Source organism: Paraflavitalea pollutisoli (genome assembly GCF_029360705.1).
GTDB classification, from domain to species: domain Bacteria; phylum Bacteroidota; class Bacteroidia; order Chitinophagales; family Chitinophagaceae; genus Paraflavitalea; species Paraflavitalea pollutisoli.
Map to the genome: position 1 here is coordinate 236,621 of NZ_JARKMX010000003.1, position 26,591 is coordinate 263,211.

Sequence of the window (26,591 nt, forward strand, 5' to 3'; positions counted from 1 at the left end):
AAACCGATCTGATCCTCATCCATATCCGTCCTACTTCCCGGTCGCTCGAAGCCAACAACAAAAGCCCGCCACGGACACGCCTTTTAATCAGAAAAGCCACCGTTACAGGCAAAACATATTCTGTACTGTGTACCACAGTACCCAAAAAAAGGAAGGTTAATGCTTAGCGAATGTTTAATCTTTCTTAGGCGCGTTTGTGCTGTGGCAGCACAAATAAACGAACGATGCTGTGCGCGATGAGCGAAAGCGCAAAGGCAACGACGATCAGCAGCACCTGTTTGAAAGGCGTGTCGAAGATGTCGATGATCGATGATTCGCCTTTACCGGCATACAAGACAGCGATCAGGTACCCAAAAGCGCCGGTCAGCCAAAGGGTGAGGTGAGACAGAAAATACCGCGTTTTTTTAACGCCGCCGCCACCAAAACTGGTGAACAGCATGATGACATGTGACAAGAAACAAAGGGCCATCAGGACAAGCAGTGTGGTCAGCATAAGAGAGGTTTTTACATGTTACCCAATAAATAAAACAACAGATGCAGTTGCGGGTTACCGTATGGTGGGTCCGCTTCGAAATTCAATATAGTTATTTTTTGGATATTTCAAAACCTCCCGCTGCTCCATCCTAAACCGGCAGCAACAAAAAAGCGAATTAACCTGGCCGTTATGGGTTATTCCGCTTCGTATTCGGGCATTTTTGATCAGTCCTTGGCAAACCGGATCACCATTTCTACCACCTGCTGGCAGCTCCGGGCAGGGCGTTTTTCGCCAGGCACCACCAACCGGAAAGGACCTTTGCCGGCAGGTAACGCATTGCCTTCCAATTGGTAGGCAAGGATGGCCTGCTTGTCGGTAAAAGCCGCATCGAGCTCGGCCAGGGAAAACAATACCTCGTAACCGTCGGCACATTTTACGAGTAAAAACTTGGCGAGATTTTCCCCATGCAATTGCTGACCTGTGGTGACGCCGGCCAGGGTTAAAATGTCGGATACAGCTACTCCGGTATAAGGGTGCTCCTTCCCGTCACGGTCTTTCAGAACGGCGGTAGCGGGCTTCATTTTCTGCAGGTCTTCCAGCGATAATTGTAAGGGCTTGGTTACTTCACCGCTGACTTTTACGGTCGCGCGATCCTGCGCAAAGAGCGTTTGAAAGCTAAGCAGGCTGGTCAGTAATAAGAGGAACAGTGTACGTATGCGCATGATGTTATGGTATGAATGGATTGGAAAAACGTTTGTCCTGTATAAAAGATGAATCGGTCAGCAGGTGCAGAAAGGCCAGCAGGTCTTTTCTCTCCGCTGTCGTGAGCCCGAGTTGCAGATCTCCGCGCCCGCTCATAGCGCTGCCCATACCCCCCTGGTTGCCCTGCAGAAAAGTACTCAGCGTTTCGCTGGGTTGAATATGCTCATTGTAATGATCCACGACGTCCTCCAGGTTGGCAAAGCGGCCATCGTGCATATAAGGCGCTGTAAGAGCTATGTTGCGCAAGGTTGCTACCCGGAATCGACCGCGGTCGATGGATTGTCCCGTGATCACCTCGCGCCCTTTATCAGCGGGCACGGTGTCGAGCCCATTGTTGTGAAACAACTCGATAAAAGTTTTCGGCCCGCCATGACAGTGTCCGCAGGAAGCACCACGGATATTTTTTTCGGCATTGGGATTGGAGAAGAACAGTTGTAGGCCGTTCAGCTCCGACGTGGTGGGCTGGTACTCACCCCGCAGGTATTGGTCATATTTCGAATTGGCTGAGATCAGTGTACGCTCAAACTGAGCCAGCGCCTGCACGATCCGCTGACCGGTAATCTGCGGCGTTCCAAAAGCCTGCGCAAACAGGGAGGCATACCGGCCATCCGCCTGTAGTTTTTGCGCCGATACGGCCAATGACTGACCCATTTCATGCGGGTCCGTCAGTGGGAAGCTGGCCTGCGCTTCCAATCCTTTCGCCCGCCCATCCCAAAAGAAGTTGCGCACCCACAACAGGTTCGCCAGCGACATGGCGTTGCGGGGGGTAGGGGTGTCGTCCACCCCTTGGCTGAAGCGCAACCCATCGGTAAACGCTTTAGCCTGTTGGTGACAGGTAGCGCAGGAAACACGGTTGTTGGCCGACAGCCTGGTTTCGTAAAATAACCGCCTCCCCAACTGCACGCCTTCTTCCGTCATCGGGTTATCGTCGGGAATGGAAATGCGGTTACCGAAATTGGCGGGGTACACCAGCGTCAACGGGGTAGCGCGCCTGATCCCGGATGCTCCGAGACCAATCACCGCAGCGATTGCCACTATCACTATTGCCAGCTGATGCTTCATAACTTTTTATTAGAGATGGTACACCACATTGACAAAATAATTCCTGCCTGGCTCGGGGTAACCTTCCACCAGTGCATAATTCACACCGGCGATATTGTTGATACCACCTTCTATCGAGAAGTACTTCCACACCGGCACCAGGGCCCGGGCATTCAGTAGTGTAAAGCCGCCGGCCTTCGTGCCATAGGTTGTGCTATAACGATCGGCATTGTACTCGATATTTGCCTGCAACGAAGCCCAGGTCTTCCATTGGTATTGTACAAAGCCAAATACTTTGTGTTCGGGCACATCGGTAAACAGGATTGTGGGGTTGCTAAGGTTGTTGCGTTTTACATACGTGTAGTTCACACCGGCTTTCAATGGCGCGATGACCTGGTATTCGATACCCGCTTCTACACCCATGAACTCCGCCTCACCGGTATTCTGCAATTGACTCTGCCATACTTTGCGCGCCGAATCATACTTCACGTTGCTCACCATCTGTATGGTGTTGTGGATCTTGCTGTAGAACAGGGCGCCCTGCACGGTCAGGCGGTTGTTGAAGTGGCCGCGGTAACCCAGTTCATAATTGAGGGTGTATTCAGCAGTAAGGTCTGGATTGGGAATGGCGGCGCCCATGCGATAGGAATAACGATCCTTGGTAGTGGCAAACCTTGTTTTGCGTGCCACGCTCGCGGTGAGCACGTTATTGCTGCCCAGACGGTATTCCAATCCACCCTGAATGTTTACAGCATCATTGTTGTTCGATGGATAATCAGCAACCACTTTGGTCGTAGAATTATAATCCTGCGCTTTAAGGCTGTTGCGGTTGTTGTAGCTGATGCCGGTCAGCAACAACAATTGGGGCGTGATCTTGAACTCATTTTCCACTCCCAGGGTCAGGGTATTATCGGACATGGTTCTCTCCGGCTCCCCTTCGTTGTGTTCCCGGTGTACATCCTGTTTGAATTGAACGGTAGCGCGCAGTTGATCGCGTTGTTGCCACAGGCTGTGGCCATATTCCGCGATAGCGCCCAGGGTATAGTCGTTGTAGAAGCTCTTGAACGCGTAGGGACGCGAGATCTTGGTATACGTCGCGTCGTCGTAGGAGTTGAGTTGGTTCTTGAACTTATCGTAGTACAGGCGGCCTTTGATATACTGGTTGCTGTCGATCTGCGTATTGGCGATAAAGTAAAGACTTTGTTTGTCCCAGTAAGGCCATTGCCAGAAGCGTGGGTTCTTGAACTGCGCATTGAGGGTATCGGTGCCGGTATAAACGGGCGTACCTTTTTTGCCGTGCTGGTAAATATAGCTCAGTGCCAGCGCTGTTTTTTTATTGGGCGTGAATCCCACTTTTACGCTGTATTTCTCATCGGTGCTCCAGGAGTTGTTGCGCCAATGGCCTTCTTCGGTTTTGGAAGGTTTGAAATCATTGGAGAGCGGAAAGGAGTCGCGGTTGAGTTTGGAGAAACCTGCCTGCACATAGAATTGGCCCAGGTTGCTGCCAATATTGATGTTGGTGCGGTAGCCGCCCGATTGCCAGCCGCTGGCACCGTTGAACTCAAACTTTTTGACCGGCCGGCTGCTGACGAGGTTGATGGCGCCGCCGAGTGCGTTAGGACCGTAAAGTACCGATGTATATCCCTTAGAGATATTAACGGCAGAAAGATCGAAGGTGGTGAAGCGGGCGAGGTCTACATAGCCATCGTAGGGAATATAGACGGGGATGCCGTCGATGAGCAGGGGTACCTGGCGCAGGTCGAAGCCGCGCAGAAAGATCATGGCTTCGTTGCGGGGGCCAACGGCCGAGAGATGTACACCGGGCAGCAGGTTGAGTGCTTTGGAAACGTCGTTTTTGGCGAAGGCCTGCAGCTTTTGGGCACTGAGGAAGCCGTTGATGTCGGATTGTCGTTTGCTGATCACTTCTACTTCACCCAAGGTGAAGAAGCGGGGGGCAGTCGTGTCGGCTGAGGAGTTGTTTGTACTGGCTACCAGGGCATCCTGAGCCAGGCACCATTGTGTGCACAGGCAGAGGGCCCATAAGAGTTTTTTGGTCATGAAGAGCGTACTTTTAAGCGTTATTCCTTCAAAGATATAACGCCACCGCCAGATAACCATTGTCACTTTCAGGGCGATTGGGGTATCGATAGTATTTTTCGACACCAGGTACAAAGTCTTCGACACCTACGATGGGTCAGGAAACTGCCTGCTATAGCTTGAATACTTTTCTACTACTTGTACTGAGGGGGGTATCCTACCATAGAAGAAATCGACCTTTTGAAAACAGTAGGAGAGGGGTGGCCGGGCAAACCAGGACGGGTTGAGATAGGGTAGCGGTGGATGCGTGGTAGCCTCGTTTGCTGCTTGTATCCAGGTATCTCGCGTTGCCGGAGCCTGTCCCGCCACATGGCGGGATTGCCTCGATGCCTTTTCCTGCCTTTCCCTCGTTGCCTTGTTGCCTTTATGCCTTGGTGCCTTTCTTCCGTCTCGTGGCCTATTTGCCTTGCTGCCTAGTTGCCTGTTAACCGCTTCGTCTCCGCCTCCAAAAACTGCTGGAAGCGCTCACGCATGCCATGGTGATAGGCGATCATCGCCCGGGCTGTTTCGGAGAGGGCCGAGCCGCCGCCCTTTTCACCGCCGGTAGCCGTCACGACCAGCGGTTCTTTACTCATGGCGTTGAGCCGGTTCACAATTTCCCAGGCCTTCTTGTACGACATGCCCATGGCTTTGGCTGCCTGGTTGATGGAACCGGTAGCGTCGATATGACCAAGCAACTCAACAGGACCCGGGCCCCAGAAGCGGGTGCCATCGCCCTCGATCCAGAGGCTGCCACGCACACGGTAATTACCTTCTTTGAGAAAATCGCTGATAGATTGTTTCATGCTGCTCCTATGTGCTGTGAATTTACACCCTTTAATGTCGCGATCACACGCGATGTGCTAAAAGGTGCTGCTGTATGTTTGCGGTATCAATAACAATAAATACCACGCATATGTCATTCCAGGCTTACATGGATAATATCCAGACAAAGACAGGCAAGTCGCCCGAAGATTTCAAGAAACTGGCCGAAAAGAAAAAGTTCCTCGTCAAAGGAGTACTCGATCCCAAAGTGAAAGCCGGCGAGATCGTACAATGGCTGAAAGAAGAATTCGACCTGGGCCACGGACATGCCATGGCGATCTTCGCGTACTTCAAGGGCAAGCGGGACTAGGGGTGTCCACAAGACGTTGACAGGCGAATGGACCAGAGGTTCCCTTGCCGGTAATCTTATTATGTCTACCCATTCAATAGCGCCAGGTCATTCAGGCGTAGTCAATGGGTACCTTTCAGACGTGTGCAGTAATGGGGAAATTATAGTAGCTGATGCTCCCAATCGCAGCAGCGTATAGCGGTAAAGCACAGTAGCCGTGACTAGGCAGGCGGAAAGTGGCAGGTTTTTGTCGTATTTTAATCAAAAGGCAATCGCATCTTGCTTATCTTGCCCCGGCCAATGGCGGTTATAAAAGCCATGGGTCCCATTTACCGCATTAAACTCCATATGATGAAGAGACTAGTATTGATCCCCTTTCTGTTCCTGAGCGTATTTGTAATGGCACAAAGCAATGCGCCGATGTTGCTGCCCGATTCACTGGGCTGGCGCCTCGGTAGCCAGGCGTATACCTTCCGCCTGTTCTCGCTGGAAGAAGCCCTGGGTAAGATGAAAAGCATCGGCATCAAATATGTCGAACTGTTTCCTGGTCAGAAGATCACCAAGGCTGGCACCGGCACCACAGCCCCCAACGCTACACCCGAAGAGCGTGCGCAGATCAAAAAACTGCTGAAGGACAACGACATCAAAGCGGTTTGTTATGGTGTTGTAAACGGTAAGAATGATGAAGAGTGGAAAGCGGTGTTTGAATTTGCCAAAGACCTCGGTATCGAGCACATCACCACCGAGCCGCCTTTCAACCAACTGGAAACCCTCGACAAATTCTGCAACGAATACAAGATCAAAGCAGCCCTGCACAACCACCCGGTGCCTACTACCTACTGGCATCCTTCCATCGTGCTCGACCAACTGAAAGGCCGCAGCAATATGATCGGTGTATGTGGTGATATCGGTCACTGGGTACGTTCTGCCCTCGATCCGGTACAGTGCATCAAGCAACTGCAGGGCAAACTGATCGCCTTCCACGTAAAAGACCTGCACGTTTACGGCGTTAAGAATGCCCACGATGTACCCTGGGGTACCGGTGTCAGCAATATCGCCGGTGTACTCAATGAACTCAAAGCACAAGGTGTAAAGGGATATTTCTCCGTAGAGTACGAGTACCAGTGGGAAAACAACCTGCCTGCCGTACAGGAAAGCACACAGTATTTCATGCGTGTTGCCCGCCGCATCAATGCCGGCAACTAAGCAGTAAGATAATAACGATAGCGGATCATTGTTGATCCCTGTCATGCAGCCACCCGATCGCTGTTCAGTGGGTCTTTCTATGGAAGACACTCCTGAACAACCCAAGATCGGGTGGCTGTTTTATTGTACAACTACCTGGTCGCTTTTCCTTTCCGGACAGACTGCTGATCGGTGGCTGCCTTAGTGTAGGGCAACCCAACCGCATTTCGACAATGTATTTCAACCTGCTTCATTTACGCCCGCTTCACCAACCATCGATCCGCCGCTTGCTGCAGTTCGTTCAAGTCAACCGCTCCATCCGTCGCCCAGGCCACGATGCCATCAGGTCGTATCAACACCGCGCTAATGGCTACAGCATCTTGAATACCGCCAGTGATATAGTCGATCTGCCCACCATAGCCGGCAGCCCATGTGGCCAGTGAATCACTTCCAGCCACATCGAGCAACAGCGCCTTACCAGGCCGCAGCCGTTCGCCGATGGTAGTACTGTCTGCAAAGCTGAAATTAGGAACACTACGGCCCACCAGTGGATGGCCGGCGCCCAGATCGTAATGCGTATGAATACCCCACACCCTGCCGGCCATATAGGTAGCGCCATCGCGCGTCTGCATCAGGTCACGGATAATGGCATTCAGCGCGCGGGCCTCCGGCGTAGGCCGCATAATGGCCACCTGCGCCCGCGACCAGTCCAGCACTTGCGCACCCAGCGGGTATCTTTCGGCTTCATAACTATCCAGCAAACCTTCCGGTGCACGACCTTGCAGCGTAGCTGCCAGCTTCCAGCCCAGGTTCATCGCATCACCCAAGCCCAGGTTCAAGCCCTGGCCACCCAGGGGCGAATGAATATGCGCCGCATCACCGGCCAGCAGAATGCGCCCGTTGCGGTAATGCGTGGCTTGCCGCGCCCGGTCCGTCCAGGTAGTAGCCATGTGCAGCTCCGTCAGGGTTACATCGGTTCCCGATACACGCCGTAACACAGCCTGCACCTGCTCCAGTGTTAATGGTTGATCTCCCTGGTGTGCTGCACCGCCATCAAACTCCAGCATGTTCAGGTAACCGGGTTGCGATTGCAGGTACATACCGCCCGGCGTCAGGTTGCGGCCCGGTAACAGTTGCTCGGGGTCGGCGATAGTTACTTTGGCAGAGTAACCCGTAAAGGCGGGCTCGGTTCCCGCGAATTCAAATCTTGCAGCTTTACGCACCACACTGCGACTGCCATCGCAGCCCACCAGCCAGCGGCCGGTATAAGAAGATGACCCTGCCTGCACAGTTACCGCATCAGCAGATTGCGACAAACCCGATATCGCCGCTCCGCGAACCATGGTAACGCCCAGCGATAAGGCACGCCGTGTAAATACGGTTTCCAGTTCTTCCATCTCTGCCATGAGGTGGGTATCGGTCGATCCTGCCACACGATGTCCCCATTGTGTGGTGTCGATATCGCTTTCGTAAAAGGGAATGCCAGCGAAATGTCCCACCTGTCGTTTGGGACCTTTCACGAAGATCTTATGCGGATCTTTCAATCGTTTGGGCACTTCCAGTTCATCCAGCAGGTTACGGCGATAGAGCGCTTCTACCGAGGGCGTGGAAAGCCCACGTATGCCAAAGGGAAATCGTTTTATGGGAGAAGAAAGCTCCTGCTGCTTTTCCAGTATCAGTACCGAGCAGTGAGCAAGCGCTAGCTCGCAGGCGAGGAACAAACCGACCGGTCCGGCTCCGGCAATGATGACATCATAATGGGTGGTGGTGGGTGGGGGTGTTGTGTCTTTCATAGTGTATGATTGAGACACAAAGTTGCGCCGGACTTATTCCTTAGGCTTGTACAAACGCGACAAAATCCCGGCTGACGGTCTGTTTCGTTTGCCGCGCTTTGCGCGCAAAAGCGGCAGGCGTGGTACCACTATACCGCTTGAACTCACGGCTCAGGTGCGATTGATCGGTATACCCCAACTCCGCCGCAAGGCCCGCCAGGCTCATTGCCGGATGCCGCCATAGCTGATTACGCACCTGCTCGAAACGCATCAGGCCCGATACGTCTTTCACCGTATGCCCGGAGGATTGCTTGAAGTTCCGCTCCAGGGTACGCACCGTTGCGTGGGCGGCCGCAGCCACTTCGCTTACGGGCAACATCCCATTGGCCTGACGCAATGCCATGCCCGCTTTGTGCAGCATGCTGTCCATCGCTACCTGCGCTCTGATCTCCAGGAAATAATCAATGACCAACCTAAGCGCCCCATCGATATCGCCCGATGTCAGTTGTTGTTGTAAGATCGGTTGCAGCCCGGCGATAGGATGGGTAAAGATGTGTATGCCGCCTTTGCCAGCCGGTAAGCCGAGCAGGTCAAACACCGTCCAGGGAAAACAGCGGATGGCCAGTATGGTCAGTTGATGGGTTGAATAAAATCGCACTGGCTGATCCAGCAAGCCCATCATAAACGGAGAAGGCAAAGGTTGCCGGCCACCGGGCAATACCACACTGCAATCGCCACCAACATGAAAGATGATCTCGGCAAAACCATCCGGCAGCACCTCAAATTCGGCACCCGCAGCTCCCGATTTCCGGCTGTCGAGCCAAAAACATTGGATCACGTCGCGCAGTGCCTCCGGCGGCTCATATTCCTGGTGTTGATGCATACCGAAAGGTAGCTTTTTTGCCGGTTAGGAGCAGTACAGGCGGTTGCTAAATATATTTTTAGACCTCCTTAATCACTGAATATTAAATACTTGTAACCTGTAAAATGCCCTCCGCCAGCCCCGCTGGATAATTATTCTCCGAATAAATTAGTTGATCTCCTAATTGATTAGTAGTATTGCTATACAAAGCCGTTAGTATGCAAAAACTCGCTAAAAGGGAAGAACAGATCATGATCGTTTTCTGGGAATTGAAAAAAGCCTTTATCCGGGAAGTGATCCCTCATCTGCCCGATCCCAAACCGCATTACAACAGTGTGGCCACCATGGTAAAGATCCTGGAAGACAAAGGTTTCCTGAGTCATGAAGCGGTCGGCAACATGTACAGCTACTTTCCCCTCATCGACCGGGAAGATTACCAGAAGCACGCGATCAAGGACATTGTCAGCCAGTACTTCGACAATTCCTATCCCCGCATGCTCGCCTTTTTTGCCAAAGAACAAAACCTCTCCGAATCCGAGCTTAATGAAATAGTGAACATCATTAAAAACAAAAAGCAATGATGCAGTATATCACCAACGCAGGTATTATCCTCACCGGATGTTTCCTCTTCTACAAACTCCTGTTGCAGAAAGAAACCTTTTTCCGGGCCAACCGCTGGATACTCCTGGCCTGCCTGGCGCTATCTTTTAGCCTGCCATTGATCAAAATACCACAGCAGTGGTCGCTGCGCGGCACCGAAACCGTACAGGAATCGCCGGTGACAGACGCTACACCAACGTCGCCTCTGGTGGTACCGTCTGTCACCCAGCCTGCCGGCGTCGAACCGTCAACTACACAACCCGCCACGCCAGCTACGCAAGTGACACCTGCTACGACCAATAATACCCGGCCTTCCTTCAGCTGGCAACAGGCCCTTACCTGGATCGGCTACCTCTACTGGTTTGGTGTCATCGTATTTGCCGGTACCTTCCTGGTGCAAATCATTACGTTGCTCTATAGAGCCTATACCAGCCCGGTGATCAAAGATGGCCGCTTCCGTATAATTGAGTTGAGCGGCGATAAAGCGCCTTGTTCTTTTCTCAACAACATCTTCATCAATCCTGAGAAGTACGATTGGGATACCTACAACCAGATCCTGCAGCACGAAAAGATCCACATCGAACAAAAGCATAGCCTCGACCTCATGCTCGCCGAACTGGTCATCGTATTCCAATGGTTCAATCCCTTTGCCTGGAAATACCGTAAGGCGCTTGAAGATAACCTCGAATACCTGACCGACGACCAACTGGTCAATCACTACCAGGTAGAGAAAGAAGCTTACCAGCTGAGCCTGCTGCGTGTGTCGGCGCCTCATTTCCCGCTGGCACTGACGACCAACTACAACCAGTCACTCCTTAAAAAAAGAATAGCCATGATGAACGTCAAGAAATCAAACCTGCACACCGCCTGGAAATACTGCTTCCTGCTGCCGGTACTTGTATTATTCGTATGCCTGCTCAATGAACCCCGGGTATACGCCAACGAACCGGCTGCTAAAAAGGCCATCTCCGAGACCGGTTTTTCGTTGGATGAAATGTCCACAGAAGGCGTTTGGTTCGCCACCATCAAAGGAACCGAAGTCACCATTCAGTTCAAACACGATGGCGATGACCATTCCACCAACAGTAACACCTTCCAGTTGTCGGAGCTCGGTGACCTTCCCAAAGACAAAGCCGGCGTATTCAGCGCTACCCGCGAGGCGGGAACCATGCAGTTCACCGGCCGTTTTGAAGATGGGCAGGGTATGGGCCGCTACAAGTTTACCCCTGCCGCAGGTTATGCCGATAAGATGAAACAGGAAGGTATTGAGATGCGCAACGACAACGATGTCATGATTTACTTCCTCGTGAACGTAACCGGCAGCTATGTGAAAATGCTGAAGGCACAGGGGTATACCAACCTCAATCGCAACGATGTCATCCCATTGGCAGCACTCAGGATCGATGAAGCTTATATCACCGGTCTCAAGGCAAGTGGCATCCGTGGACTTACCCTCAAGGATATAGTGCCTTTCAAAGCACTCGGCGTAAACGGCGATTACATTGCCGAGATCCGCAAAGCTGGTTACCCCGATGTGTCGGCCAGTCAGCTCATCTCTTTCAAAGCGCAAGGCATCGATGCCAAATACATCGCCGACGTACGGAGTGCCAAGGCCAGCCTGGGTGAACCTGCCCGCAGCAGCCAGTCCACCAGTGCCGGCAGCAACAAAGCAGACCGCAACAAAGACAACGATAGCGAGGTGTCTATCAACACCAACACCAATTCTCAGGTCAATGTCAATCCCCAGGTAGATGTATCCATCAATGACCTCATCGCAATCAAGTCGCTCAATATTAATGAAACGTATATTAAATCGTTGGCGGATGCTGGTATGACGGGCCTCACCAACCAGCAACTCATTTCCATGAAATCACAGGGCATTACCGGCGAATACATCAAAGGCCTGCGTACAGCTGGATTCAAGGATCTCCGTGCGAACGATATCATCTCGATCAAATCATTGGGTGTGGATGCTGAGTTCGTAAAGTCGATCCATGAAGCGGGATTTACGGAGATCTCCAACAGTCAGCTGATGTCTTTCAAGTCTTTGGGCATTACCGGGGCTTATATTAAATCGCTCAAAGCTGCAGGCTATGACGATATCAGGATTCAAGAGGTCACAGCATTCAAAGCACAGGGTATCACCCCGGAATTTGCCGCTTCTTTTGCGCCCCTGGGCTATAAGAACATTCCTGCCCGCGAGATCATTTCGCTCAAATCACTCGGCGTTACACCAGAATTTGTAAAAGGGTTTAAGGATGCCGGGGTAAAAGAGGTGAGCCTCAACCAGGCCATTGGTTTCAAGGCCCAGAGTATTACGCCGGCGCTGTTCAAAGAGTACAATGAACTGGGTTTTGGAGAAGTATCCATCAATGATGTGGTAGCCGCCAAAGCTACGGGCACTACACCCGCCTTTGTTACTGCCATGAAACAAAAAGGACACAACTTCAAGACCCTGCAGAAATATGTTCAACTGAAGACCATCATAGATTAAGCGGTCTTCCACATAGCCATGACAACAAGAAAGCTGCCTCCTTCACAGGGGGCAGCTTGTTTTTTGTGACAGCTTCTTGATGCGCGGACCGGATCAATCAATGGAATAAACTCACTACAGCAAGGGAGTTGTCTTCGCTAGACCTACTTCAAATGTTTCGCCAGAAAGCTGAATATTTTGGCCCGGATATCATCCGCGTCAAACATCACGCCGTAGTGCGGCGCGCCGGCTACCATGATGAGCTCGGTAGGTACGCCGTGCAGTTTGAGCCAGCTGTTGAGGATGACCGCTTGGGTATTGGGCACCTGGTCGTCTTTTTCTCCCTGGATGATGAGGAAAGGTGGATCGTTCTTGTCGACATAGGTAGCAGGGCTGGCAACGCGGGCAAGGTCGGGCCGGTCGATGGCGCGTGCACCGAGCAGTAAGGTAAGCGCATTCTTATCGTCCAGGGCTGCGGGTGTGGTGCCAATGGCGATGAGGTCAGAGGGGCCATAGAAGTCGACTACACAGCTAATGCCAAAGGATGGTTTTGTTCCGTTGGCATAGAAGGTATTCACTTTATTATTGAGCGACAAGGCCTGTAGCGACGCCAGGTGACCGCCGGCAGAAAAGCCCATGAGGGCGATCCTGTTCTTGTTCAGTTTATAAGTAGCGGCATTTTTATACAACCATTCCAGTGCCAGGTTGCAATCCTGTATTTGCGCCGGGAAAATGGCGGTGGTGCTGAAGCGGTAGTCGATAGAGGCGAGTGCGTAGCCGCTGTCGAGTATTCCGGCAATGGTCTTGCGCATATAGCTCATATCGGCATACTTGTCGTTGACCATCCAGCCGCCGCCATGTACCCATACTACGAGTGGCGTAGAGGGGCCTGCATTGGCGGGCAGGTAGATGTCCAGCAGGTGTTTTTGGAACGTATCGCCGGCATAGTTGATATTTGGGTGAATGATGGTGCCGGTGGGGAAATATTGTCTGACGGGCGATTCCTGGCTGTAAGCTGCCAGGGGGAGTGCCAGGCCCAAAAGGGCGGCAAAGGACAAGGCGTGCAAGCATTTCATGATAGCAGGAGTTTGCTACAAGGTACGAAAAGCCGGGTTTTGTGGTTGACCCTGGTCGGTTAAGGTATGTTTTATGCAATTTGAAAGTTAGACTTGCAAATTGCAAAGTTTTAGGCCCTTTTTCATGCAATTTGAAAGTTTGACTTGCAGATTGCATGATTTTAGGTCTGTTTTCATGCAATTTGAAAGTTAGACTTGCAAATTGCACAATCGGGTCGTTTTCGACATGGCACACTCGTGGCAGCCGGCGTGGCTGGTGATCAAGGGTGATATAGATGCAGTGACATAGTACTGGACATGCTCTGGATGTGCAGAGGCACTTCACTGGTAAAATCCGCTGTTTTAGAGCAGTGCCAGAACTGTGACAGAGCTGTGCCAGAGGAGTGACGGCGGTTTTCTTCGGGAATTCTTCGGCTTTTCATTGGTAATATCCCGGTATTTCCCGAAGAAGTCTCGAACAAGAGGCGAAGGAGGGACGAAGCAAACCCGATCGAGGTCGCCCGGATTTCCGGAAAATGAGCGGGTTCTGCCGGTTGCTTTAAAGCCTTTTCTTCCCCACCATTTCAGAAAACGGCTAAACGTCGCCAACCCGCTAAAAATTCTCTAGCTGAATTAGCCATTAACAATCCGAATCAGCCATTTTAGATGCTTTTTGCACTTTCCCGAAAAATGGGGCTGGCAAATTTTATTGTTTGATGATAATTTATTATATTTGGCTATAAGCTGATGCCTGCCAATAGGTTGAACGCTTAGTACCCCATGGCCTGCTGATGGCCTACACATTGCCTACACACTGGGAAAACATTGCCTGCCGTCATTGTGCAGCCAGGCAATGCGCAGGCAATCTGTAGGCATAGCGTAGGCAAACCTTAGGCAATCCTATGCCTATATGCCCGCAATGCTACTTATCACCAGACCGCATAGCCGCTTCATGTCCCACATCTGCCTTCTGCAGCACACGCGCTTTTACCGCCGTCGTTGACAACTGATCTGCACCCGCATCGAACGGAGCCTTGCGCAACTGTCCATCCATATCGACCGTAATACCCCTAAAATCGTCTTTCGCCACCGCGCCGATGGCTGGGCTGCCTTTCTGCAAATGATAGATTCCTGCCCCATCCCTGGCCAACAGGGGATCGATCTGCCGGAAAGCGGTATCGGGCAACTGACCGGCGCCTTTGGTCTTGAACAGGATATTTCCCTTCCATACCGGCTGTATATACAGCGGTCCCTGTATACTCACTGCCTCGCCACCACCCTGAATAATGTTGTACGCAATCGTAATATGGGTGGAGCCAATGCCCTTGGGGCGCTCGGTACGCGTGATGTTCTCTTCATTATCGACGAGCGTATTGAAAGCGATCAGCACCCGGTCGGGCCGGTCATGCGAGCGTACATCGGCGCCATCGGCCACCTCTGCACCGCCATTGCCGATATTGATCGCCGGCTTGCACTGCTCGAAGTAATTGCTGTGGATGATATGGTCGTCGCCAAAAATGCGCAGGCCTGGCGTACGGCAAAAGTAATTGCCATACACCTCACAATGGTTGCCATGCCGCAGGGTAAACTGCGCTTTGCAGTCGCGGATGGTGTTGTACCGGATGGTTACAAAGGAGGCCTTCACCGACAGCAGTTCGTTTTCACCGGCACATTGTTCAAACAGGTTGTTCTCAAACAAACTATGACTCGAAGACAAGCTGTAGCCACTCAGGCCAAACTGTACCGCCTCCGCGCCATTACCAGTTTGCGGCAGGAAGTCGAAGAAATAGTTGTGGTGGATCCATAACCGCTCAGCGATCTGACTGCCTTCACCACGTACACCGATGAATTTGCCCAGCGAATTCTTGTGCTGAAAAGTATTGTAATCTACCTGATGATCGCTACCCATCAGGCTGAGGTAGTTGCCTTCACCGGTAGTCTCGAAAATGTTTTGTGTCCAACGGCTGAATCGGCTGCCAGGTTCCGTCAGCGCTTTGTCTGAGCTGTGTTTGAATACAAAGCCACGGATCACGATATAAGCGCCAGCAATGCGAAACCCACCCTTGCCGAGCATGGTGGTGCGTCCTTTTTGTTGGGCAGCGATGGTAATCGGCTCCGCAAACTGACCGCTGTTGCGGATCACGATATCGGCCGTGGTGGTATAGTCGCCAGGCGCAACGCTGATCACATCGCCGGGCGCCGCCTTATCGATAGCAGACTGTAAGGCAGCAATGGTTTTTACAACAATCTCTTTGGCGGAAGCAGTGGTAGGCAACAGGCCGGTAATAACAAGGGCAATAGCAATACGAAGAAACGTGTTTTTGTACATCTGATGTGGATTGAGCAAGGTCACAAGTAAGTATATAAAAACCAAATCGCAGCCTGGCCGATTTGCATTGTATACAGCGATTTTGGCCAACCTACCGAAAGAATGAGTGAATGGTGGGATTGAATGAGCGGGCGGGTGGAGGGCAATCAACGATTTCAATAATTTTAGGATGCATAAACTATGTGCCCATGGCCGTCATCAACTATGTAAAGCACCGTTTCCAGAATCCGGGTGTACTCACGCTGGATCAATACCACCAGTTAAAACAATTGTGGTCTACCGATCCTGCTTATAATCCCGGCAGGTTATCAAAAGCAACGTTCACCTATTATTTCCGGAAACGGCTGTGGTGGATCGTTGGCTGTGCGTTGGTATGTTTGGTGGCGATCCCCCTGTACCTTCATTTGTTTCCGGAGAAGCCCAATGGACTTGAATGGGACCGGGTGGCCCTGGTGGGGCCCGCCATTCTCGCGGGCTTGATCGGGTTTTTCATCCTCGCACAATTGCTCCTGGAAGGGCCATCGTATGCTACCTTCCTGGCAGATCGGCAACGTTACTACTCCCAACTCGCCGTGGCGGTCCAGGCCAGCCGCGACTACCATAGCTTCACCCAACAATTCTATCCTTATGTGCCGGGCAACAAGCCAGCCAGGAAGTTGACGGCAGCCACCGGCACTGGCGACAGATTTCTCACTGCCCTTTTCCACTGGATCGATAAACATATGTGGAAGGTATTCCTGCTTGTTCTTGCGCTGTGGTTGCTGAATAAGTATGTATTCAGGATATCATTTTGAGGAGGCTAGCCAGGCCCTTGAAAGATTTCTTTTGCTGATTAATTAATCAATCGTAATATTGCGATGTAATGGGAATAACGAAGTCGGAGATATTTACAGACAAGCAGAATAAGCTGGCGCAAATGATGAAGGCCCTTGGTCATCCTGCCCGCATCGCTATTATTCAACACCTCATCAAGGCGCAGGCTTGTATTTGTGGCGACCTGGTAGAAGAATTGGGCCTGGCCCAGGCTACCATTAGCCAGCACCTGAAGGAGTTGAAAAATGCCGGTCTCATCCAGGGCACTATTGAAGGGACCAGTGTGTGTTATTGTATCGATCCAAAGGTCTGGAATAAATACAAGGCAGCCTTCGATGCTTTTTTCGTCTCCTACGTAAACAAGGACAGCTGCTGCTGACCTTTTTTTTGAACTCATTCATCGTAATATTACAATTAAACAATAAAAACGATACAAGCCATGCAAACCAACGAACAAATAAAAGACATGGTAAGGCAGAAATACAGTGTCATTGCCTTACAGGATAAAACCGACAATGCCGCCTCCTGCTGCGGGGCAGGATCTTGTTCACTGGAGACCTCCAATATCATGACAGATGATTACGCCGGCCTGGAAGGATACAACCAGGATGCTGACCTCGGCCTGGGTTGCGGTCTGCCTACACAGTTTGCGAAGATCAAAAAAGGGGATGTGGTGATAGACCTCGGCTCCGGGGCCGGTAATGATGCGTTTGTAGCGAGGGCGGAGACTGGTGACACGGGCAAAGTGATCGGTATCGATTTCACGCCAGCCATGATTGAAAAGGCCAGGACCAACGCCGAAAAGCTCGGCTACCACAATGTCGAGTTTAGGCAGGGCGATATTGAAAATATGCCGGTATCGGCCAATATAGCCGATGTGATCGTCAGCAACTGTGTGCTCAACCTGGTGCCCGATAAAGCAGCCGTGATCCGGGATATATACAGGGTACTCAAACCCGGTGGCCATTTCAGTATTTCCGATATCGTGTTGGAAGGCGATCTACCGCCTGCGATACAACAGGCGGCAGAAATGTATGCAGGCTGCGTGTCGGGCGCCATTCAAAAAGAGGTATACCTCGATTTGATTGTAGCCAACGGGTTTGTTAACAGGACGGTCCAAAAAGAAAAGGTCATCAACATTCCCAATGATGTCTTGTCGCCCTACCTCAGCCCGGAAGAGATTGTTCAATTCAAGGCAGGCAATACGGGTATTTACAGTATCACGGTATATGCAGAAAAACCAGTGGAGCCCGCAGCTTGTTGCGCCCCCGGTTGTTGTCAATAACCCCAAACGGCAAACCCATGAATGAAAAGAAGATACTGGTTCTTTGTACGGGCAACAGTTGCCGCAGTCAGATCGCAGAGGGCTATCTGAAACATTTCGCCGGCGACAGGGCAATGATCTATAGCGCTGGTGTAGAAACGCATGGCGTAAATCCACGGGCAATCGCTACCATGGCCGAAGATGGTATTGACATCAGCACGCACACTTCTAATCATGTTTCCGAGTACGTAGGGGTCGATTTTGATTTCGTAATAACCGTCTGCGACCATGCGAAGGAAAGGTGCCCTGTATTCCCCACAAAGGCTATACAGCTGCATGAAAACTTTCCCGACCCGGCTAAGGCTACCGGCAGGCCAGAAGAAGTAATGGATGAGTTCAGACGGGTAAGGGATATTATACGTGCGTATGCGAGGGCCTTTGTCGAACAGCATTTATAAGCCACGAACGCCACCGCGGGAGGTGGCGTTCGTTTTTGTGACCTACCCCTTGGTGATCACATAGGCCGCCGTAGCCAGGTCGGTCAGGTTTTTAAACAGGCGGTTATCGACAGCTGGTTTTTTATAAGTATTCCTAGGAAAATGTTATCATAAACGATCACGATATGCCTGTAACGGATCAATAAACGCTAAAATAAATACGTAATTATTTTCTTATGAATTTTAAATCTAAGGGTAATTGCTTAGGGTATGTTTCATCATAGGATAAGGTTTAATGGTTAACGCATATGAATGGGAGCGCCCGCTTTTTCAAAGGCGGGCTTTTGTTTTTATTTAGATCACCTATTGCCCGACAATTACCGGTTGCTGTTTAACCGGCTTCCTATGACCATCAGCTTCATGAGTTTCCTGGCCACTACCATCTATTAATGGATCTCACCTCGACTTGAGAGGCAGTTGTTTTATTTTCTGTTGTTAATAGGCTTTTTCAGCCTGTGGTGGTATTACACGGAACAGCCACGGAGGCGTAATCTGCAATTCAGCATCACCAAAACCATGGTGCCTATCCTGCAAACGGAAACCGTCAACGCCTACGGCGACTGCAGGGTAGAGAATGGCGATTGCGCACCACTGCAGTCCTTCGAGTTCAATGCGAAAATGGCCTTTGGTACCGTCTTCGAACCGGTGTTTACTGTCAACGTGAATCGTGTCAACTGCCTTTATTGAACCAATACCTGCGTGACGGCCCACACGCGCAAAGTGATATTTCAGTTCCACGATACCCGTAGGGTTATTAGTAAACAGGTGGAAATATGTTATTGGTCAAAGTCAAGGCTATGAGACCAGTTCTTGATATCAACCGATCCGTTTTTTTCCTGCACAGCTTTTTTAAATGCTTCAAAAGCATCTCGTCTTGGCAAAAATCTTACCGCAGACTTCTCCCCATTACTATTCAAATATTTAATTTTCCATAAATTCCGGTCGTTTACTTGCGTCATCGTGAGTTTGATGGAATAAATAGCTGCCAGTGGAACGGTTTCAGTAACGTCTTTACGTGAAATATACATACTCCCTTCATCAAATTCCACGGTTTTAGCCTTGTCATGCAGGTAGTACAAAAAGCCTGCAATGGCAACCAATACCCCACAGACGATTACTGTTTGGGTTTCCTCCCATGATCGGATTAATATAAAAAGGGCAACAAGCCCCACAAGAAGTGCGATATACCTACCGGATCGTAGGTTACTTGATATTTGTAATCTTTCCATAAAGCCGGGATAGGGGATTCCTGATTGTATAATTTTAAACAGATAAGTTTAACCGAAGTGCAAACTAAGCATATCGGACCAACGAAACGAATTTATCGGGTCCCAAAATCATACACCCTGTCTCCATCCCGAAACCAGGTGTCTTTGATAGCGCCCACTCCGGGAAAGCGGTATTGCAGGCCCACCACCCCGGTAGGGTCGTTGGGGAAGGTAAGGCGATAAGCCTCTTTACCATTCACGGTAAATACCAGCTCGCGGTTCTTGCTGCTGACGTGTAGCGTCACCCATTCGTGCAGGTCGGCCCCAAAGCCCGATAGATCGGCGTCCTTACTCCTGGCCCCCGCGCCACAGGCATACAGGTTCAGGTCGCCGGTACAGGTTTTCGCCGCCAGCGGAATGATCATGATATCGTCTTTGCATTGGATCAGTACCTGCACAAACTGGCAGGCACCTGCCCCCTGTGAGAAATTACTCTTCACCTTCGTTTCAAACTCAAAGCGGTCGCTCATCAGCGTGTCCAGGTCGCGCTGGTTGAAAAAACGCAACCGTGGCGCCTGGGGATACAGCGACACGCCATAGCGCAGCAGTACAGACGAGTCCACACCAATGCTATCGCCCCGCAGGTATTCCTCATTTTTGAGGTAGGTGGGCACCGGGTCGTTCTCCAGCAAGCCCAGCCAGCCATCGGAAGTGATCTGCAGGTCATGGTGCTTCACCACCTGCCCGTCTACGATCAGCTTGGTCCTGAAAAAGCCGGGATAATAATACATGGCCGAATGCGCATGTTTATCTTTTGGCACATGCGTCTTGCGACTGAAATCCCAGGTCTGCACGATATAATTAGAATCTGTTTCCGCTGCCGAAGCATCGTATTGAAAGATGACTGTATTGGGTACGCCTTCTGTCACCACCTTATTGGCCGAGAAACTAAACCGCGAAGGATCGGGCCTGTACAAGCGCTTTACACTCATGATGCCGATGATGGTAATGAGCAGCAACAGTGTGATGCCGGCCACCAACCATCGCCTGCGTTGTCGGCGGCGGGTGGGGGTAGGTACTGTAGTCGTGTTGTCGAAGGAGGGATCGGTTGCTGTGGAGGCGTCAGCAGCGGTTGGCGAAGATTCAGTCTCGGCTACCGGATCGATACCCGTGTTAGCGTCCTGGACGACTTCCTTATTGACCGCTTGGTGGCCCTCCATCGCGGCGGGTACCGGCGGACGAAACTGCTGCTGGTAAGTCCGCCAATCCGCATAGCCCAGGTAGCGGGCCAGCGCATGCAGGGTGGTGAGGGAGGGCGCATGGGTGCTGGCCACCTTGCCCCACAATCTTTTAAGGGTGGATACACTCAGCTGCACCCCGGTAGCCGCAGCGATCTGCTCGGCGAGTTTTTCAAAGTCACTGTTGCTCCAGTCTTTTGCTGGTCCCCAGTTTACCTGGGCCTCTATCGCTTGCAGGCAGGCCCTGATATGAAGCTGCTCATCATTTGTAGTCATATGATAATGAGCTGGTTAATGCATGAACAAAAATGAACCGATATGATCGACTGCTGATCAGGTAGTGTGACTGGCCTGTTACAATTTTGGGTCTTACTCAACACCAGTATCAACACCATAGCATGAAAAAGATCCTTCGTTCGTTTGCCCTTTCGCTACTCGCCAGCCTTTCCGTCAGCATCGTTGCCGCCCAGGGCAAAATACAAAAACTACCGCTGGGCGACCCTACCGCCTGGCAAATTTACAACCGTGAACTGCAGACTACCACCAAAGACAGCGTTGCGCTCCAGGCCGGCCCCGGCGACGGCATGTATATCTGGAAAAACGCCTGCCAGCCTTCCGCTATCGAGTTTGACGTGCGGGGTGATAATTTCATGAACCAGAGTTTCGTCGGCTTTGCCTTCAATATCCAGGATAACAAGCAGTACGAGGTCATCTACCTGCGTCCCTTCAATTTCTTCAATCCCGATACCGTGCGCCGCTGGCGGGCCGTGCAATACGTCTACATGCCCGATCACCCCTGGGAGAAACTGCGCGCCGAAACACCCGGCAAGTATGAAAACCGGATCGTGCAGCCTCCCAATCCCGACAAATGGTTTCATGTAAAGATCACGATCCAGCATCCGGTCATTAAAGTATATGTCAACCGGAAGGCCGAGCCCTCGCTGGTCGTCAATAGCCTGGCGCCCAATACCCCGGGCAAGATCGGTCTGTGGGTAGGCAACATGGCCCGCGGTAGCTTCTCCAATGTGGTTGTCTTGCATGGTGCCGCATCGACCTCCAAAAGTCCGGCTGCCGGTAAGCCCGTAGCCAGCACCACGGCAACCGCTCCCTATGGCAACAACCCGGCCGCCGGCAAATACCTGACCATCGGCGACACGAAACTGTATTATGAAACCTATGGCAAGGGATCACCGGTATTGCTGCTCCATGGTGGTGTGTATGGGTACATCGACGAGTTTCAACCGCTGATCGATTCCCTGCGCCAAAAGCACCAGGTGATCTGCCTGGCTACGCGTGGCCACGGTAAATCGGATATCGGCCACGCCCCCTATAGTTGGCTACAACGTGCGGAAGACGCTTACACATTGATCAAGGTCGTTACCCGACAAAAGGTAACCGTGATCGGCTTCAGCGATGGCGGAGCAGCAGCCTTCAAGCTCGCTGTCCTCCATCCCGAAGTGGTGGGCAAACTGGTCGCTATTGGTTTTGGAGATGCGCCCAAAGGACGTTTTCAGCCCCCGCTGGCCTATTCGCCCGAGATGCTGCTGGGGCAGGCTAAGCAATTGTTTGAAAGCCGCCTGGCCCTGATGCCCGAGCCGCAGCGCTGGGCCGAATCGCTCAACTGGCTCAACGCCTTATACAATGAAGATCTGCTGAGTACGGAAACCTTTTCGCGGGTCAAATGCCCCACGCTCGTCATGACCGGCGACAAAGATGTGTACCACGCTGTCGACCAGGTAAAGATCGCCGCCGACGCCATCCCCGGCAGTCAGCTCGCAGTGATTCCCGCCTGCGGCCATGTGGTCATCAACTGCAATTTCCCCCTGGTTTGGCAGCACGTCGCCGGTTTTCTATCCGGCAAAGCCGGTTAAGCAGTACCCGGTACCGGCAACATTAATTAGCGATCTATAAACATTAATTGTCCCGGATTGGCTAAAAAATGCAGTAATTTGGTAATATTGGTTAATGAAAGTGCTGCAATTCACTGTACCGATGACAGAGCGGGGATCGGTTATCGTACAGGAAGACAACCTCCCATACTTCTACAATTACTTCCACCGGCATATCGAGGGACAGGTAACGCTGATCCTGAAGGGGGAGGGCACGCTCATCGCCGGCAACTATACACAGCCTTTCAAAGCAGGAGAGATTTATATCCTGGGCGCCAATCAGCCGCATATTTTCAAAGCCGATCCCCGGTACTTTGAGCACGAAGCACCGAACAGCATCCAGGCCATCCATATCTATTTCGATCATGACAAACTGTTATCCGGGGTATTCAACATGCCCGAGTTTGAACTGATCCGTAAGTTTGTACGCATCAGTAATAACGGATTGCAATTGCCGCCCGGTTTTGCCCCGCAGGCAGCCCGGCTCATCAAAAAGATCAACCTGGCCAGCGGTACGGAACGATTGATCACCTTGATCCGCCTCTTCAATTATTTCGCCACCGAAGTAGGGGAATGGCGTTCACTGTCGACCGGTACCTCCAAGCAAGCCTTTACCGATATGGAAGGTTTGCGCATGAACGATATCTACCAATATACCATCGAGCATTATGCGATGGATATATCGCTGAAGCAGATCGCCGGTATCGCGCACATGACGCCCCATGCCTTCTGCAAATACTTCAAGAAGCATACGCGCAAAACCTATATGGGTTTTCTCAACGAAGTGCGCATCAGTGAAGCCTGCAAGAAACTCATCAACGGCAAATACGAATCCATCTCCACCATCGCTTACGCCAATGGGTTCAACAATACCATCACCTTCAATCGCGTCTTCAAAAAAGTGATGGGCATGAATCCTACAGATTATATGAACAGCTATAAGCGGAAGTAAGGCAACTAGGCATCGAGGCATCGAGGCACAGAGGCAACTAGGCATCGAGGCATCGTAGGCATCAAGGGAATACAGTTGCGGGTAACCTGCGATCCTGTTGCGCCGCATTCAGCCCTGCCTTAAGTCAGATTGGCCCCCTGCCATAGCCGGCAGAACCCACTACATTTGAGCAAACAACCCGCTACAACATGGCAAAGACAGACTTCAAAACGGTAGACCAATACCACGCCGGTTTTCCACCTGAAACAGTGGAGCGCCTGGAAACCATTCGCGGCATCATTCACAAAGTGGCGCCCAAGGCAGAAGAGGTGATCAGCTACCAGATACCCGCTTTTAAAACCGATGGTTGGCTGATCTATTACTCCGCCTACAAAGCGCATATCACGCTATCTTATCCGTGGACGGCTGCCTTCCTGGCCCATTTCAAGAAAGAACTGGCAGGTTATAAAATGAGCAAGTCGGCCATCCAGTTACCCCTCAATGAGCCCCTGCCCGATGCGCTGATCAAAAAGATCGTGCAGTTTCGGCTCAAAGAGAACAAGGAAGCCGCCCAGGCAGCGAAGCCTGCAGCGAAAAAAGCAATGGCGAAGTAACTTACTGTTGGAGCTGATCGTGATGAAGTCATGGCGGCCCAAAACAGCTGTTGCAGCAACCGCCAGCTTGGTTAACAACAGGCGGCAATTCCGACGGCAGGGAGGGGTTAGGTGGATATTGGATCTCGTTTACCCTGCTTTCCGGTAGCTGACAGGTAAGTCCAGTGTTTGGCCGTTCTTTAGGTAGGCAGAGGGTATCTGACCGGTAAAGCGCTTGAAGGCGTCGCGGAAGGAGTTACGGTTGCTGAAGCCACATACGGTTGCCAGGCCATCGAGGCTCCAATGACTGGCATCGCCTTGTTTGATCAACAGGATGGCATGGCCGATGCGGTGCAGGTTCACAAAGTCGGTGAAGCGCATAGCATACTCCTGATTGATGAGGGCTGAGATGCGGTAAAGGGGGGTGCTGAGGTTGTCGGATAATTCCCGTAGGTTATACCCTTGTTTGAGGTAGGGTTTCGCTTCTGTAAACAAACGCTCCAGTAAAGGTTTCAGACCCGCAGGGCTGAATGCCTCTTTCATTTCGTCGGATGGTTGAATGGTACTCATTAGGATAAATTTGAGGCCATAAAGGTATGAGTAACCTCATTTTACATCCGGCATTATACCGTTAATTAACCGTATAACCGATCACAATGGCCGCGCCGGGATACCGGCAGCGGCGAGGCCTTCCAGCAGGTCTTCGGTTACCTGATCGGCAAGGATAAACTTCTGTAAAAATGGTTTGATCTCGCGGTCCACCGCAGGCCAGTTGGCTGTGAGCTCCCGGCCGAGTGCCATGCCCTCCTGTAATAAGCCCAATTTGCCCAAAGTAGCGGTTCGTACCACCAGGTCAAATTTGAGCGAGGGCATATTGATCTTCTCGCCCCAATAACGCGCCATCTCATAATTGGCCTGGGCATAATAATACACCGTCATGGTAAAGCAATAACACCAGGGATAAAAAGGATTGATGTCCATGGCTTTCTCTAGCAAACTTCTGCCGCGTTCAAACTCTCCGATAAAGATCAGCGTCATGCCCAGCCAGCCAATATTGTTGGAGGCATTGTAGTTGAGGGCCAGGCAGTCGTCGATCACCCGGATACAGGCCTGCCGGTTCTTCTGCAGCATATAAGCCCAGGCCAGCGACTGGTAGCCATGCAGGCAATAACGGTCGAGGTGAATGGATTTATTGGCACATTCGATGCCGTAGTCGATGATGGAGGCGGGCTGCATTTCCAGCAGGTAGCTGTCGAGGTGGATCTCTCCGAGTACTGCCCAGGCGAGGGCATTGTGTGGCGTGGCTTGCAAGGTGGCTTCAACAGCCGCCTGTGCCTGCAACAGTATGGGAACGGTGTAGGCTTTGTGGTATTTGTAATGCCAGAAAGCGGCGTTGTGGGTGCCCAATACATCTGCCTGTTCGTGTACGGTTACCATGGAGATATGCTGAATGATGGCGCCGTAGTATCCGGCAATCACGGAAGCGATGTGCTGGGTAACGTCATCCGACACGTTTTGAAGCGGCAGGGCAGAGAGGGGTTGCTCATAATTACCTGCCCATATCTGCTCCGACGTGGGTGTATAGATCAATTGTACATGGATGCGGATATGTTCCTCTACCAGCTGCACGCTGCCGGTGAGTACGTAGTGTACGCCGTATACGTTGTACAGTTGGTTGAGGTCGGTAAGCTGTTGAGCGATCAGCCGCATGGAATAATAAGAGATGACGGAGATATTCCTGAAATGCGCGATCTCCGTGCTCAGTTGTTCGCTGACCACATCGGCAAAATAATTCCTGCCCGATTCCGGACCTCGGTTTTGAAAGGGCATCACCGCCATGGTCAACCGGTTATTGGGGCTGGATGCCGGCGAAGGGGGAGTTAGCCCGGGAGTAGCCGGCTCTTCGTGGGCCACAGAAAAGATGGGTACATAAGTGCCCTTGGGGATCATGATCCGGATGGGGTCCGCCTTGCCGGTATCGGCATAGTAGGCACCCAGGGCCTGCCGCAGGCGGCCTGCATGGATACGCACACAGGCATCGAACTGGGGATTGAAGTCGCCCGGCCGGCCCAGGGCGCGGGTGCCAATGGTGTATTCCTTGATCTCGTTTACCCGGCCGGCCATGGTCTCTGTGACCACGTAATCCAGGAAGCGGCAAAGCAGCTCTTTGCTACTGAACTCTTTGCTGCCGCGAATGCGGTCCATTTGCCCGGCAATATCTTCCCATACCGGGGTTTGCTTTTTTACTTGATTGGCCATATGCGCATAGTTGGTTGAAGGTAGTCAGGCTACCTGTCTAAGACAATCAGTATCAGTAAGCAATAGAAAGCAGTGTAATTGGGTAAGGAGGAAACAGTATGATGTCCAATTTAAGTAATATATCCTAGACTTGGTTGCCCGCAATTGGCCGGTCT

General features: G+C 51.6%; 25 protein-coding genes. 12 read left to right on the plus strand and 13 right to left on the minus strand.

The window, feature by feature from the left end; all coding sequences use genetic code 11:
* Positions 1 to 184: 184 nt before the first annotated feature.
* From P2W70_RS08770 to P2W70_RS08790, 5 genes are all read right to left on the minus strand, one after another.
* Positions 185 to 493, minus strand: coding sequence for a hypothetical protein (locus P2W70_RS08770; protein WP_276481065.1), 309 nt, complete (start codon positions 491 to 493; stop codon positions 185 to 187).
* A 206-nt stretch (positions 494 to 699) separates the two neighbouring features.
* Positions 700 to 1,197 carry a molybdopterin-dependent oxidoreductase gene (locus P2W70_RS08775; protein WP_276481066.1) on the minus strand — a complete coding sequence of 166 codons (498 nt, stop codon included), beginning with the start codon at positions 1,195 to 1,197 and terminating at the stop codon, positions 700 to 702.
* Between the two features lie 4 nt (positions 1,198 to 1,201).
* Positions 1,202 to 2,299 (minus strand): cytochrome-c peroxidase, encoded by a 1,098-nt coding sequence (locus tag P2W70_RS08780; RefSeq protein ID WP_276481067.1) that lies wholly within the window; start codon positions 2,297 to 2,299, stop codon positions 1,202 to 1,204.
* A 9-nt stretch (positions 2,300 to 2,308) separates the two neighbouring features.
* Positions 2,309 to 4,336: a TonB-dependent receptor plug domain-containing protein gene (locus P2W70_RS08785; protein ID WP_276481068.1), complete on the minus strand. Its 2,028-nt coding sequence runs from the start codon at positions 4,334 to 4,336 to the stop codon at positions 2,309 to 2,311.
* A 452-nt stretch (positions 4,337 to 4,788) separates the two neighbouring features.
* A complete protein-coding gene (locus P2W70_RS08790) occupies positions 4,789 to 5,160 on the minus strand; it encodes a winged helix-turn-helix domain-containing protein (protein WP_276481069.1) in 372 nt (123 codons plus the stop codon).
* 110 nt (positions 5,161 to 5,270) lie between these two features.
* Between P2W70_RS08790 and P2W70_RS08795 the strand changes: the two genes are divergently transcribed.
* Together P2W70_RS08795 and P2W70_RS08800 are read left to right on the plus strand one after the other, a co-directional pair.
* Positions 5,271 to 5,489, plus strand: coding sequence for a DUF4287 domain-containing protein (locus P2W70_RS08795; RefSeq protein ID WP_276481070.1), 219 nt, complete (start codon positions 5,271 to 5,273; stop codon positions 5,487 to 5,489).
* Positions 5,490 to 5,816: 327 nt separating this feature from the next.
* A complete protein-coding gene (locus P2W70_RS08800) occupies positions 5,817 to 6,674 on the plus strand; it encodes a sugar phosphate isomerase/epimerase family protein (RefSeq protein WP_276481071.1) in 858 nt (285 codons plus the stop codon).
* Positions 6,675 to 6,907: 233 nt separating this feature from the next.
* Here P2W70_RS08800 and P2W70_RS08805 read toward each other — a convergent pair whose 3' ends face one another.
* Positions 6,908 to 8,446, minus strand: a complete 1,539-nt coding sequence (locus P2W70_RS08805; RefSeq protein WP_276481072.1) for an FAD-dependent monooxygenase — start codon at positions 8,444 to 8,446, stop codon at positions 6,908 to 6,910.
* A 40-nt stretch (positions 8,447 to 8,486) separates the two neighbouring features.
* Complete coding sequence (locus P2W70_RS08810) at positions 8,487 to 9,308, minus strand: helix-turn-helix domain-containing protein (RefSeq protein ID WP_276481073.1); 822 nt, start codon at positions 9,306 to 9,308, stop codon at positions 8,487 to 8,489.
* A gap of 197 nt (positions 9,309 to 9,505) precedes the next feature.
* Between P2W70_RS08810 and P2W70_RS08815 the strand changes: the two genes are divergently transcribed.
* On the plus strand, positions 9,506 to 9,868 hold the full coding sequence (locus P2W70_RS08815) for a BlaI/MecI/CopY family transcriptional regulator (RefSeq protein ID WP_276481074.1): 363 nt from the start codon (positions 9,506 to 9,508) through the stop codon (positions 9,866 to 9,868).
* Positions 9,865 to 12,381 (plus strand): M56 family metallopeptidase, encoded by a 2,517-nt coding sequence (locus P2W70_RS08820; RefSeq protein WP_276481075.1) that lies wholly within the window; start codon positions 9,865 to 9,867, stop codon positions 12,379 to 12,381. Before P2W70_RS08815 ends, P2W70_RS08820 begins: the two co-directional genes overlap by 4 nt.
* 143 nt (positions 12,382 to 12,524) lie before the next feature.
* Here the strand turns inward: P2W70_RS08820 and P2W70_RS08825 are convergent, their stop codons facing one another.
* Positions 12,525 to 13,436: an alpha/beta hydrolase gene (locus P2W70_RS08825; protein ID WP_276481076.1), complete on the minus strand. Its 912-nt coding sequence runs from the start codon at positions 13,434 to 13,436 to the stop codon at positions 12,525 to 12,527.
* Between the two features lie 901 nt (positions 13,437 to 14,337).
* Entirely contained in the window at positions 14,338 to 15,744 is a 1,407-nt protein-coding gene (locus P2W70_RS08830; RefSeq protein ID WP_276481077.1) for a polysaccharide lyase 6 family protein, read from the minus strand.
* Between the two features lie 188 nt (positions 15,745 to 15,932).
* Here P2W70_RS08830 and P2W70_RS08835 point away from each other — a divergent pair, with 188 nt between their 5' ends.
* From P2W70_RS08835 to P2W70_RS08855, 5 genes are all read left to right on the plus strand, one after another.
* Positions 15,933 to 16,538, plus strand: a complete 606-nt coding sequence (locus tag P2W70_RS08835; RefSeq protein WP_276481078.1) for a hypothetical protein — start codon at positions 15,933 to 15,935, stop codon at positions 16,536 to 16,538.
* Between the two features lie 68 nt (positions 16,539 to 16,606).
* A complete protein-coding gene (locus P2W70_RS08840) occupies positions 16,607 to 16,936 on the plus strand; it encodes an ArsR/SmtB family transcription factor (protein ID WP_276481079.1) in 330 nt (109 codons plus the stop codon).
* 60 nt (positions 16,937 to 16,996) lie between these two features.
* Positions 16,997 to 17,842 (plus strand): arsenite methyltransferase, encoded by an 846-nt coding sequence (locus P2W70_RS08845; RefSeq protein ID WP_276481080.1) that lies wholly within the window; start codon positions 16,997 to 16,999, stop codon positions 17,840 to 17,842.
* A gap of 17 nt (positions 17,843 to 17,859) precedes the next feature.
* A complete protein-coding gene (locus P2W70_RS08850) occupies positions 17,860 to 18,279 on the plus strand; it encodes an arsenate reductase ArsC (protein ID WP_276481081.1) in 420 nt (139 codons plus the stop codon).
* A 555-nt stretch (positions 18,280 to 18,834) separates the two neighbouring features.
* Positions 18,835 to 19,005, plus strand: coding sequence for a hypothetical protein (locus P2W70_RS08855; RefSeq protein ID WP_276481082.1), 171 nt, complete (start codon positions 18,835 to 18,837; stop codon positions 19,003 to 19,005).
* Positions 19,006 to 19,094: 89 nt separating this feature from the next.
* On the opposite strand, the gene P2W70_RS08860 is transcribed toward P2W70_RS08855, so the two are convergent.
* Positions 19,095 to 19,547, minus strand: a complete 453-nt coding sequence (locus tag P2W70_RS08860; protein WP_276481083.1) for a hypothetical protein — start codon at positions 19,545 to 19,547, stop codon at positions 19,095 to 19,097.
* A gap of 92 nt (positions 19,548 to 19,639) precedes the next feature.
* The gene (locus P2W70_RS08865; RefSeq protein ID WP_276481084.1) at positions 19,640 to 21,040 is read right to left on the minus strand and encodes a hypothetical protein; all 1,401 of its coding nucleotides are present in this window, start codon (positions 21,038 to 21,040) and stop codon (positions 19,640 to 19,642) included.
* Positions 21,041 to 21,162: 122 nt separating this feature from the next.
* Here P2W70_RS08865 and P2W70_RS08870 point away from each other — a divergent pair, with 122 nt between their 5' ends.
* The 3 genes from P2W70_RS08870 to P2W70_RS08880 all read left to right on the plus strand — a co-directional run bounded on the left by P2W70_RS08870 (position 21,163) and on the right by P2W70_RS08880 (position 24,198).
* Complete coding sequence (locus P2W70_RS08870; protein ID WP_276481085.1) at positions 21,163 to 22,635, plus strand: alpha/beta fold hydrolase; 1,473 nt, start codon at positions 21,163 to 21,165, stop codon at positions 22,633 to 22,635.
* 94 nt (positions 22,636 to 22,729) lie between these two features.
* Positions 22,730 to 23,605 carry an AraC family transcriptional regulator gene (locus P2W70_RS08875; protein WP_276481086.1) on the plus strand — a complete coding sequence of 292 codons (876 nt, stop codon included), beginning with the start codon at positions 22,730 to 22,732 and terminating at the stop codon, positions 23,603 to 23,605.
* 188 nt (positions 23,606 to 23,793) lie between these two features.
* A complete protein-coding gene (locus P2W70_RS08880) occupies positions 23,794 to 24,198 on the plus strand; it encodes an iron chaperone (protein WP_276481087.1) in 405 nt (134 codons plus the stop codon).
* A gap of 129 nt (positions 24,199 to 24,327) precedes the next feature.
* Here P2W70_RS08880 and P2W70_RS08885 read toward each other — a convergent pair whose 3' ends face one another.
* Complete coding sequence (locus tag P2W70_RS08885; RefSeq protein ID WP_276481088.1) at positions 24,328 to 24,747, minus strand: helix-turn-helix domain-containing protein; 420 nt, start codon at positions 24,745 to 24,747, stop codon at positions 24,328 to 24,330.
* 81 nt (positions 24,748 to 24,828) lie between these two features.
* Positions 24,829 to 26,436, minus strand: a complete 1,608-nt coding sequence (locus tag P2W70_RS08890; protein ID WP_276481089.1) for a tetratricopeptide repeat protein — start codon at positions 26,434 to 26,436, stop codon at positions 24,829 to 24,831.
* Positions 26,437 to 26,591: the final 155 nt, after the last annotated feature.